This is a genomic window from Streptococcus mitis (assembly GCF_003942965.1).
GTDB lineage: Bacteria > Bacillota > Bacilli > Lactobacillales > Streptococcaceae > Streptococcus > Streptococcus mitis_BH.
Map to the genome: position 1 here is coordinate 1 of NZ_RJOG01000037.1, position 10,718 is coordinate 10,718.

Here is a 10,718-nt window from a genome sequence, read left to right on the forward strand (position 1 = left end):
ATTTGCAACGCTTACAAAAGGCGTGATAATATTCCCCATCTCTCTCCATAAATAAAAAATGATTGTCAATAGTAAAATTTCACTTGTCCAAAAAAATAATTTATTCTTACGAAACATAAGCAACCTCCACCTAACTATTTTACCATACTTTCAAAAAAGCTGGTTTCTGATATCATGAAAGTAGGAATATTTTTTTCTTTATGATAGAATAAACTTACTATGAAAAAAATTATTTTAACTCTATTAACTCTCTCATTTATGTCTCCAGTTTCTACTATAGCTGCTCAAGACTTAAACATTCCAGCCAAGAATGTAATTGCTGTTGAAGCCAATACAGGTAAAATTCTGTATGAAAAAAATGCTACCGAGCCTGTTGAAATTGCTTCCATCACGAAATTGCTTACTGTCTACCTTGTTTATGAAGCTCTCGAAAATGGTACTATCACTCTCTCAACCCCAGTAGATATTTCAGATTATCCTTATAAATTAACAACTAATTCTGAAGCAAGTAATGTTCCTATGGAGGCTCGTAATTATACTGTAGAGGAATTACTGGAAGCAACACTCGTATCTAGTGCTAACAGTGCGGCAATTGCCCTAGCTGAGAAAATTGCTGGATCAGAAAAAGATTTCGTCGACATGATGCGTGCAAAACTCTTGGAATGGGGAATTCAAGATGCCACTGTTGTCAATACAACAGGTCTTAACAATGAAACACTGGGTGAAAACATTTACCCAGGATCTAAAAAAGACGATGAAAACAAGCTCAGTGCTTACGATGTTGCCATTGTTGCACGAAAACTCCTAAAAAAATACCCACAAGTCTTAGAAATTACCAAAAAACCTTCATCTACTTTTGCTGGAATGACGATCACTTCTACAAACTACATGTTAGAAGGAATGCCTGCCTATCGTGGTGGTTTTGATGGATTAAAAACAGGAACAACTAAAAAAGCAGGAGAATCTTTTGTTGGTACTACTGTTGAAAAAGGAATGAGAGTCATCACAGTCGTTTTAAATGCAGAACACCAAGATAATAATCCTTATGCCCGCTTTACAGCTACTTCCTCACTTATGGACTATATTTCTGCCAATTTTGCTCTTCGTAAAATCATACAAAAAGGTGATTCTTACAAAGAAAGCAAAGCTCCTGTAGAAGACGGAAAAGAGAACAGTGTTAATGCAGTCGCTAAAGAAGATATTTTACTTGTTGAAAGATTAGGTACCCAAGCTAAACCATCTATCCAATTTATTCCAAACTCTAAAGCAATCACTGCACCTTTAGAAGCTGAAACAGTTGTTGGACATTTAACTTGCGAAGACAATGACTTGATTGGTCAAGGTTACATTACTACAGAACATCCTAGCTTCGAAATGGTAGCAGAAAAGAAAGTTGAAAAAGCCTTCTTCTTAAAAGTTTGGTGGAATCAGTTTATCCGATTTATCAACGAGAAATTATAAAAAAAATCACAAGTTTTTGTTGCTCTATAATATTTATAGTGGATAAAATCCCTATGGATATTATAGAGTTTATTTTGTATATTCAAGTTAGAAAAAAGTCCCATAAGTTCTATAATGAAAAGCAATCGATCCATCATTAGAAAAATCATATGAAACAATTGCATTTTATCACAAAATTGCTTGCAAAGACTTCTAAAACCGTTCTTACCTCTCATACAAGATTTGTTCTTTATAGTTTCTACATTATCCAACATTTAAGTTGTGACATGAGTCGTATTCGTGGCAAAATCAGAAAGTAATCTGATAGAAAATCTCATAAATACAAAGCTATCAAACGTTACTGGAAGCTCATTCAACAAGATAGTCATAAACTCGGCGATAAGCGATTGTACTGACCTACTTTTCGAATGCACTTAAAGAATAGAAAAATTCTAGACAAGCTTTTGAGCTATTCAGAAGACTTAATCCATCACTATAATTTCTATCGGCTCTGGCTTTTTCACTTTCAAAACAAGGATCCTAACAAATTATTCAGATTTATTGAGGAGAATCTAAAGATGATTTATCAACTCTTTTAGACTATCTTTAAAAACTTTCTTAAAGACAAATAGAAAATCGTCAACGCACTTCTATTTCCTTATTCTAACTACTAATAATCTTATTAAACTTTTCAAGCGAATACCTTTGGATTTCAGAACTTTAAAAATTTCAAAAAACGAATTCTCATCACTCTAAATATCAAAAAAAGGACGAAATTCGTCCTTTCTCGATATTAGCTTTTCTTCAACCCACTACAGTTGACAAAGAGCCATATTTTTCTCCTTTATTTTTAAAAAGACTGGGACAATCCTGTTCCAGTCTTATCAGTTATTATTTACCAAGTTTTGCTTTAGCTGCATCTGCAAGAGCTGTGAAAGCTGCTGCATCGTTAACAGCCAAGTCAGCAAGCATTTTACGGTTAACTTCGATCTCAGCCAATTTCAAACCATGCATCAATTGTGAGTATGAAAGTCCGTTCATACGAGCTGCCGCGTTGATACGAGTGATCCACAATTTGCGGAAGTCACGTTTTTTCTGACGACGGTCACGGTATGCATAGTAGTAAGAGTTCATTACTTGTTCTTTTGCAGTACGGAACAAGATGTGTTTAGCTCCATAGTAACCTTTTGCTAATTTAAGAATACGTTTACGACGTTTGCGTGATACAACGCCACCTTTAACACGTGCCATGTTTTATTTCCTCCAAATATTTCCTAGAATTGTTTACTTACAGTCAAGCTATTATTTCAAGCGAGTAAGCATTGCTTTGATACGTTTGTAATCTCCTGAATGCACCATAGATGCTTTACGAAGATGACGACGTTGTTTTTTAGTTTTTCCGTGGAAACGGTGAGAAGTGTAAGCACGGAAACGTTTAAGTCCACCAGAACCTGTACGTTTGAAACGTTTAGCTGATGCGCGGTGTGTTTTTTGTTTTGGCATGATTTTTTCTCCTTTATTTAACTTTCTGACAATTATTTTTTGTCAGTNGCTGGCGCCAATTGCATGAACATTTGACGTCCATCCATTTTAGCACGTTGTTCGATGATGGCAATATCTTGAGTTGCTTCAGCAAACTCGGCTAAAACTTTTGCACCAATCTCTTTATGGGTAATCATACGACCCTTAAAGCGAATAGATACCTTAACTTTATTTCCTTTTTCAAGGAATTTGCGTGCATTGCGAAGTTTTGTATCAAAGTCACCCTTGTCAATAGTTGGACTTAGACGAACTTCTTTCACAGTAACAACACTTTGTTTTTTACGTTGTTCTTTTTGCTTCTTCTGATACTCAAACTTGAACTTACCGTAGTCCATAATTTTTGCAACAGGCGGTTTGGCTTGGGGTTGAATCAATACTAGGTCAACATTAGCGTTATCAGCCAAAGCTTGCGCTTCACTGAGTGGCTTGATGCCTAGCTGTTCTCCTTCAAGACCAATCAAGCGAACTTCACGTACACGAATCTCATCATTGATGAATAAGTCTTGCTTTGCTATGGTTTTCACCTCTTTTGTTTTATTAGAGAAAAACAATAGCGGACTCGTAATAATACAAGCCCGCACGTTATGATAGCGTTTCTTAGAAACTTTTCATCCGTAGGGCCAGGCAACTTAATGTCACAAGGCGAGAAGCTCTCACTTCTGCTTTTCTCAACTTTTATATGATACCAAGTTTTCTAGCTCTTGTCAAGATAAAAAGTTATTTTTTTTGAAAAGTTTCTGTTTGTATTTTGCCTTGATTTCCTAATCAAAAAGAGAGAATCAAGTTGATTCCCTCTCTATGTTAGTTTTTACTTATTTTCCCTATAGGAAAGCTAGAATCTATTAAAAACTTCCTTTTTCCGTGAACTTCCCCATTTTTCGATAAATAGAATCCCCACTAACAAAAGGATAATCAGGCAAGGAAGTAAGACCATCCCCATGTCCCAATTTAGATTGACATTATCAATTTGCTTAGGTAATCTTCCAGATAAAATCTCCACTGAACGCAAGTAAGTAAAGGGAATCAGATGTGCAATCCTTTGAAGAGGCTGAATTGTTTGGATGCCAAACAATAAGCCAACAATCCCAATGAGTGAAAGAAAGAGGACAGGCATTTTTTGCTTGAAAAAGTAAGCAATCAAGTAGACGACTTCCACAATAACGATAAAAGCCAAGAAAGTTAGTAACAAGCCAGGAAATAACACATCTTGTATCTTCCCAATAGTTACTTCTTGATTGGTTAAGTTATAAATCGGGTAGGGATAATCTAACTGTCCAAAACCACTTGTCAGACTTCCCACTAGAAAAGAAAATCCGCTGATTCCGATAAACAGCACAGTTACATAACCCACTCCAACTCCAAGAGAGGATATTGCAAATTTCACTTTTGAAAAAGGATATAAGTGAGCTGTATCCAGATGATTTTGATATCTTTCTGCAAATAGTTGCGTTAGCATAAAAATAATAGCAACCACAAACAAGCTTGGGATGATAAGCTCTAAAATCCAGACAATCTGATCAATCCCGTGGGTCGGATAAACTAAATTGTGGGCTTTTATGTTCAAGGGATATAGGGCTTGGTAAGTCTTTCGTTCGCGGTCAACCGCCATTTTTAAGTCAGAACTAGAAGTCGGTTGCTTCGATACAATTTCATAACTCTTTTCCTCAGCTTGCCACTGCAAATAGTAGGCTTCTTTCCAGCGTCCTTCTCTTAACAAAGCCAGAATTTCTTTCTTTTGAGTCAAAAGATTTTTTTCCGATTCTAAATTAATTTTAGCAATCTGGTATTCCTCCGAGTTGGTATCAGATATTTGGGAGAGTTTCTCTTCATATTCATTGATGACTCTCTCATCTTTTACAAGACGGGTTTCCAACTCGCTCTCCAAGCTGACGGAGTTTGCAGTCTGACTATTAAAATAAAAGGTAACACCGAGTCCAGATACAAATAAAGCTAAGATAATCCAGTTTAAGCGACTTTTGAAAACTTTTTTTAATAAAAATAGACTAATATCTTTCATAAACTAAACCTCTTCTATCTGCCCCTGATGAATGGTTACTACTCTATCGCAGACATCAAGCAACTCTTCCTTATAGTGGGAACTTAAAAGAACCAGCTGTTCTTGTCTATCGATTTTTGCTAGCCTATCAAAAAACTTCTGTCGATAATACTCATCTAAGCCATTTGTAATCTCATCCATGAGCCAGCATTTCGCCTGACTGAGGAAATACATGGCAATCACCAAGCGTTGCTTCATGCCTAAGGAATACTTACGAATGGGAAGTCTGACATAGTCCGACATTTCCCAGTAATCAATTTCATCCCTCAAGTTTAGGTCTGACTTCCAGATGTTTTTTATGAGGCGAAGATAGTCCATCCCACTTAAATTTTCATCCAGCCATTCAATACTCTCATAATAAAACAAAGAAGGAGGGGCTACGATATTTCCACTAGTTATAGGAATTAAATTGCTAATGGCGCGGAACAGTGTCGTCTTTCCAGAGCCATTGATAGCAAGAATACCATAAATCCTACCCTTTTCAAATGTAAAATCAACATCTTGTAAGATGACTTGTCGCGTTTTTAAGGTCACATGAGTAAGTTGCAACATACCTAGCCCTCCTTTTTATCACTCTTTAGGGATTAATAGCCTCCACTGGAGTAGTTTAGTACCTCATAACGATCGTAACTCCAGCCACTATCAACTTTATACTCAAAATAGCTATAATAACGAGATCATAACAGAACGTTAATATAGCTATATCTGTGGTAATTCATACTAGACTTATAGTAGATATTCCAATCATACCTATAACTTTTAGTGACTGTCACAGCAGATACACTGGACTAAAAAAGACCAATAGATCATAAACTAACTAATTAAACGGTTTTTGCTAATTTTTAATGATTTTATATCATTAATATTAAATACGCTTTCATTATATCGTTTTTATCATTACTATACAACATATTTTTAGTTTATTTTACTAATATATAATATTTGTCCTTCCTATCGAACACTTTCGATTTTCCAACTTTTCCACCCTTTAAAGCGTATAGCTCCTTGCTGGTCAGTTCGGTAAACTTTGCTATTGATACCTTCCAGTCGGGTCAAGGTTTCCTGATGGGGGAGTTTCATTCGATTGCTCTTTCCAACTGAAATGAGAGTCATCTCTGGTTTGAGTTGTTCTAAAAAGGCTGAACTTGATGATTTTTTAGAGCCATGTTGGCTAGCTTTCAAAACATCCACCTCTAGGTCAGGATATTGCCTCAGCAAGTCCTTCTCTCCTTTCTCCTGCAAATTTCCAGTGAAAAGGAAGTTTTTATCCAAGAGTTTTCCATACAAAACCAGGGAATCTTCATGATTTCCATCTCCAATTTTACTTGGAGATAGGACTTCTAACTGACTTCCAAAAATTGACAATTTCTCTCCTGCCGTCACACTGCGCACCTTGGTTTGAGTTGCCTGTAGTTTTGCAACAAATTCCTTCTGTCTCAAACTGCCTTTTGATACTAAGATCTCCCCTACATGGAAAGCCTTGGTCACCTCCAACAAATCTCCAACATGTTCCTTGTCCGTATTTGTCAAAATCAGCTGGTCAATCTTGGCCACTCCTCGACTTTTAAGATAGGGTATCAAGCTTCTCTGTGCATTGCTGGTCGTCATCTTTTCTTGCCATTTTTCGATTTTCTTATCAGATTCTACCTTGCCACCGACATCTATGAAAATGGTCTTACCAGTTACATCCCGTAGGAAAATACTTTCTCCTTGCCCCACATCCAGCATGGTAATTTCATTTTCCAGTGGATACTTGGTCAGGAAAAAGAGACCCGTAATCAATAAGCTTAATACTGCTAGCCTTTTAATGTTTTTTCTCAAATCATATACTAAAGCCAAGGAAATTAACAATAAGATTAAAAGCCATGCATTGGGTTGTCCAAAGACAAGCGGTCTGCTTGCCACCTGTGATACCAAGCGAATAATGCCCTCTAACCATTCAAAGATAAAGTTCAGCTGAATGACTGGATATAGAAAGGAAAGGGCAAATAAGATAGACAAGAGCGGTAAGAAGACCAAGTCAAATAGAAAGGAAAAGACAAAGGTCAAGAGGATGGACCAAGGTTGAAATTCCGCAAAATAGAAGGACAGAATGGGCAATATGCCCAAGGAGATGACTAGACTTTCTCTAGCAACAGCCTTGAGGCCCTCTCCTTCTTTGCTGGTCATGGTCAAGATAAAAGCATAGGCGCAGGACAAGACTCCTCCTGCAGTCAGGAAAAAGTTTGGCATGATGATAAAGAGGATAAGGACCGTCAAGGCAAAATTATCTAATCCCTTAACACCATGTTGAGCCAGTAGCTTCTGCAATAGACTGCGAATAACTGATGCTGAAAATCCTGTCAGCCCTGCATAGATAAGGGAAAAGGGATAAGTCAGCCATTTCAACTTTTCTTGGGTCAAGCCTAATCGCAAGAGAAGTTTCTTAAATCCATCCATGAAAAAGCCTACCTGCATACCCGACAAGGCAAAAAGGTGGATAATTCCTAGACTAGAATAAAGCTCATTCATCTCCTCAAAATCTGTGTCCAGATGTCCTAGCAAAAGCCCTGTCATGTAATTGCGCATAGGGTCTGGAAAATGTGTCTTAATCCAAACCACAGCCTTTCGGCGTAAACTGGATAGATTTTCTCCTATATCCCAACTGCTAACCTGTTTAAGGGACTGTATTTTTTTGATATTGAGAGTCTGGAAAATTCCCTGAGTTTTCAGATAGGCTTGGTAATTAAAGCCACCAAAATTCCTCTGCCCCTCTGGCTCCGAAAGTTTTCCTTCTAGTCCTATCTCATGAAGATCTGTTAAAGCTTGAAAGGATTCTTTCTCCTCCTCGGATTGGAGTTTATAATAGACTTGAAAAATGCGTTCATCAGACTTACCACGAAAGGACAGACTATCACCATTGACTTTAATAGTGTCGGGCAGAATCCGTACCCTTTCAACAGAATCCGCTAGGTTTTGACTCGCTTGACTCTGTTGCCAAGTTTGAAACAGAAACCAAAATCCAAAGATTCCGCAAATTATTAGAACTTTACCAGCAGATTTCCACGGAAATTGGATAAAGAGACAGACTAGCAGAAAAACAAAACCTAGCAGTGCGAGATAAGATGATGAGAAAATGGCGTAGTAAAGCCAAAGCAACAGAAAACTAAGGTAAATTAGGGGAATAGAGAAATTCTTAATCCACTGTAACATAATCTTTTAACTTTTCTATGGTCTTGGCACCAATTCCAGAGACCTTCTTGAGTTCATCGACCGACTTAAATTTCCCATTTGCCTCACGATGATCGATAATGTCCTGAGCTCGTTTTCCTCCCAGTCCCTTTACCTGCTTGAGTTCTTCCAGACTGGCCTTGTTGAGATTGACCTTCTTGTCCTTGCTTGTTGAAGAAGGCGCTCCAGAACCTGCCTGTTGACTAGCTGATTCTTCTCCCTTAGCTGGAACGTAAACCAGAGCCTCGTCACTAACTTTCTGAGCTAGATTGAGCGACGTGCTGTCTGCTTGCTCTGTCAAGCCACCTGCCTTCTGAACAGCGTCATTGACTCGACTACCTACAGGCAAGTCATAAATTCCAGGTGCTTTAACAGCGCCTTTTACATCTACTGTGATTAGATCTTGTTCAAGGGGTTCTTCCTTTTCTTCCTTCTTCACATCCTTTTCGGATACCGAATCCTTGGAAACAGCTGCAACTTCTGCCTGCAAATTCGTTTCTTTGACAGGTGTGTGTGGAGCTGGCTTTAGCAGGAAAAATCCGCCTACAACCAAGCCCAGACCAGTACAGATGACAATGATTTTATACTCTTTAATTTTCTCGATAATTGCTTCCATATTTTCTCCTCTCTTAGATTATTCGTAAGAGGAAGAAAAAACAGTTGAAAATTTCTTCTCAACTGCTTATTTATTTGCAAAATAGTCTTCCTTGGTCAAGACATAATGAACTCTTGTAACGATTCGGCCTTCTTCATGCTGGTCCATACAAGCATATGGTTCTGCATGGGAAAAACACATGCCTGATTTCTCCATGACCTTTCCAGATGCAGGATTGTCCTTATCGTGAAGGGCGGTCAACTTGTTCATTCCAATCTTCTCAAAAGCTAGCTCAATTACGGCACGATTGGCTTCTGTCGTCAATCCTTGATTCCAATACTTTTTATTGATAATGTAGCCAATAGCTGCCTTCTTAAGAACAGAATCAATCTTGTACAAATCAATGGTTCCAATAAACTGACCATTGCTTTTTAATTCTATTCCCCAGCGTCCCAAGGGATTGGTCAAGTAGAACTGAGCAATGCTATTCTTGGTTTCTTCCAAGCTTTGATTGGTTGGAAATGTGTAACGTGTATTATCCTTGTCTGAGGCATAGGCAAACATTGCTTCTGCATCATCCAAGGTTACAGGTCTAAGCAATAAACGCCCTGTCTCGACTGTGGGATGCTGAGTTAGTTTTAAAAAGATCGATTCCATACTTTTCCTCCATTTACAAATATTTTCTACAAGTCTAGCATAAAAAAGAAGTGATAACAAGAAGCGCGAACAAAGAATACCAGATAACTGATTCTAGAGCAGAGAGTTTTCTGGTCTTTGGAAGCATTTCTAAATGTTTCTTAAAATCAATAATTACATAATTCAGAGTCCTACTGACAATGAAGATTCATCATTTTTTCTTTCCTTTTTGGAATCTAGTATTTACTTTTTTTATGACATAAAGAATAAAACTTACCAAAATATCCAGTCCTATCAAAATTATAAATATTCTCCCAAACCAAATAAGCCAAAGGGGGGTGTATGAACTAGGACTAAAATAGCCTATATTATACATAATACCTAGAAATATTGAACAAAACAAAATCTCAAGGAAAATTCTAATTTTTGCTTTCTTTAAACTGAAACCCTTAAATAAATCTCGAAAAGTCTCTTTTTTCGTAGGTACATCTTCCCAATATTCCTTGCTTTGAGTTTTAAGATATAAAAGATAGGCGACTTCTGTAATCAATTGAGAAAATGCATAGCTGAAAAGAAGAGCTCCAAGAATTCCAAAAATAAGTATCAATTTACCTGAAAGTAAGGCAGCCAACATAGAAAGTCCAAAAATGATGTAAAGAGAGTTTCTACCATATGCATTAGATTTAGCAAAATAATTCCCCATTGTCCTATTTACAGAGAAACCTTTTTTTAACTGGCGTTTTAACCAGAAATATTGATAAATAAAGCCACAAACTGTAGAAATTAACAAAAATGGAATAAAAATTGGAGAATACTTAGGGAATCCAAGCGAAAATTCCTTCGTCGAGATTGATGTTACAAGAATTATCAGCATCATCATTTGTAATGAAAAGTATATTCCAATATAAACTATCATCAGAGAAAAGGTTGCTAAAATTTGTCTTTTATATGCAAACATTCCTGCTAATGGAATAAAAAAAGCAACAATTAAATAAAGTAAGAAGAAAATGAGAAGATCAAAAAACCAATAAGTTAATGGATTTATTAATAAAACCTCTTTTAAATACCAGGAAAAAACCCAAATAATTAAAGATAATATAAATACTCCTGTAAACGAAATAAACATCATACTTGCAGATGCGCGAGTGTTCGCTAAACTTTTAAAATAAGCTTTATTTAATTCTTCAACTTCTCTAACTGTTTTTTCTTTCACATTAACCTCCTAAATTGACCTAACTC

At 36.8% G+C, this 10,718-nt stretch carries 10 protein-coding genes, 3 pseudogenes and 1 other annotated feature; of the genes and pseudogenes, 2 read left to right on the top strand and 11 right to left on the bottom strand.

Annotated elements, in window-relative coordinates:
• Positions 1 to 117: pseudogene (locus D8837_RS09620) on the bottom strand (AI-2E family transporter); the annotation flags it as partial.
• Between the two features lie 102 nt (positions 118 to 219).
• Here D8837_RS09620 and pbp3 point away from each other — a divergent pair.
• Together pbp3 and D8837_RS08640 are read left to right on the top strand one after the other, a co-directional pair.
• Positions 220 to 1,461, top strand: a complete 1,242-nt coding sequence (gene pbp3, locus D8837_RS08630) for a D-alanyl-D-alanine carboxypeptidase PBP3 (RefSeq protein ID WP_125456802.1) — start codon at positions 220 to 222, stop codon at positions 1,459 to 1,461.
• Positions 1,462 to 1,679: 218 nt separating this feature from the next.
• Positions 1,680 to 2,237 (top strand): annotated as a pseudogene (locus D8837_RS08640) (transposase); the annotation flags it as partial.
• A 94-nt stretch (positions 2,238 to 2,331) separates the two neighbouring features.
• Here the strand turns inward: D8837_RS08640 and rplT are convergent.
• The 10 genes and pseudogenes from rplT to D8837_RS08690 all read right to left on the bottom strand — a co-directional run bounded on the left by rplT (position 2,332) and on the right by D8837_RS08690 (position 10,692).
• A complete protein-coding gene (gene rplT, locus D8837_RS08645) occupies positions 2,332 to 2,691 on the bottom strand; it encodes a 50S ribosomal protein L20 (RefSeq protein ID WP_000124834.1) in 360 nt (119 codons plus the stop codon).
• Positions 2,692 to 2,742: 51 nt separating this feature from the next.
• Positions 2,743 to 2,943: a 50S ribosomal protein L35 gene (gene rpmI / locus D8837_RS08650; protein ID WP_001125943.1), complete on the bottom strand. Its 201-nt coding sequence runs from the start codon at positions 2,941 to 2,943 to the stop codon at positions 2,743 to 2,745.
• Between the two features lie 32 nt (positions 2,944 to 2,975).
• Entirely contained in the window at positions 2,976 to 3,506 is a 531-nt protein-coding gene (infC, locus tag D8837_RS08655) for a translation initiation factor IF-3 (protein ID WP_000848180.1), read from the bottom strand.
• 15 nt (positions 3,507 to 3,521) lie between these two features.
• Positions 3,522 to 3,653, bottom strand: a sequence feature (ribosomal protein L20 leader region).
• 161 nt (positions 3,654 to 3,814) lie between these two features.
• A complete protein-coding gene (locus D8837_RS08660; protein WP_125456804.1) occupies positions 3,815 to 4,999 on the bottom strand; it encodes a hypothetical protein in 1,185 nt (394 codons plus the stop codon).
• A gap of 3 nt (positions 5,000 to 5,002) precedes the next feature.
• Complete coding sequence (locus D8837_RS08665; protein ID WP_125456805.1) at positions 5,003 to 5,590, bottom strand: ATP-binding cassette domain-containing protein; 588 nt, start codon at positions 5,588 to 5,590, stop codon at positions 5,003 to 5,005.
• A 32-nt stretch (positions 5,591 to 5,622) separates the two neighbouring features.
• Positions 5,623 to 5,811 (bottom strand): annotated as a pseudogene (locus D8837_RS09865) (hypothetical protein).
• 178 nt (positions 5,812 to 5,989) lie between these two features.
• Positions 5,990 to 8,230, bottom strand: a complete 2,241-nt coding sequence (locus D8837_RS08675; protein ID WP_125456806.1) for a DNA internalization-related competence protein ComEC/Rec2 — start codon at positions 8,228 to 8,230, stop codon at positions 5,990 to 5,992.
• The gene (locus D8837_RS08680; protein WP_049502502.1) at positions 8,214 to 8,864 is read right to left on the bottom strand and encodes a helix-hairpin-helix domain-containing protein; all 651 of its coding nucleotides are present in this window, start codon (positions 8,862 to 8,864) and stop codon (positions 8,214 to 8,216) included. Before D8837_RS08680 ends, D8837_RS08675 begins: the two co-directional genes overlap by 17 nt.
• Positions 8,865 to 8,930: 66 nt before the next feature.
• A complete protein-coding gene (locus D8837_RS08685) occupies positions 8,931 to 9,500 on the bottom strand; it encodes a GNAT family N-acetyltransferase (protein WP_033686638.1) in 570 nt (189 codons plus the stop codon).
• A gap of 190 nt (positions 9,501 to 9,690) precedes the next feature.
• Positions 9,691 to 10,692 (bottom strand): hypothetical protein, encoded by a 1,002-nt coding sequence (locus tag D8837_RS08690; protein WP_045597047.1) that lies wholly within the window; start codon positions 10,690 to 10,692, stop codon positions 9,691 to 9,693.
• Positions 10,693 to 10,718: the final 26 nt, after the last annotated feature.

Bases quoted from the DNA above. Each gene is read 5' to 3' on its own strand.
- pbp3 (WP_125456802.1), top strand. From the start codon at position 220: ATGAAAAAAATTATTTTAACTCTATTAACTCTCTCATTTATGTCTCCA.
- rplT (WP_000124834.1), bottom strand. From the start codon at position 2,691: ATGGCACGTGTTAAAGGTGGCGTTGTATCACGCAAACGTCGTAAACGT.
- rpmI (WP_001125943.1), bottom strand. From the start codon at position 2,943: ATGCCAAAACAAAAAACACACCGCGCATCAGCTAAACGTTTCAAACGT.
- D8837_RS08660 (WP_125456804.1), bottom strand. From the start codon at position 4,999: ATGAAAGATATTAGTCTATTTTTATTAAAAAAAGTTTTCAAAAGTCGC.
- D8837_RS08665 (WP_125456805.1), bottom strand. From the start codon at position 5,590: ATGTTGCAACTTACTCATGTGACCTTAAAAACGCGACAAGTCATCTTA.
- D8837_RS08675 (WP_125456806.1), bottom strand. From the start codon at position 8,230: ATGTTACAGTGGATTAAGAATTTCTCTATTCCCCTAATTTACCTTAGT.
- D8837_RS08680 (WP_049502502.1), bottom strand. From the start codon at position 8,864: ATGGAAGCAATTATCGAGAAAATTAAAGAGTATAAAATCATTGTCATC.
- D8837_RS08685 (WP_033686638.1), bottom strand. From the start codon at position 9,500: ATGGAATCGATCTTTTTAAAACTAACTCAGCATCCCACAGTCGAGACA.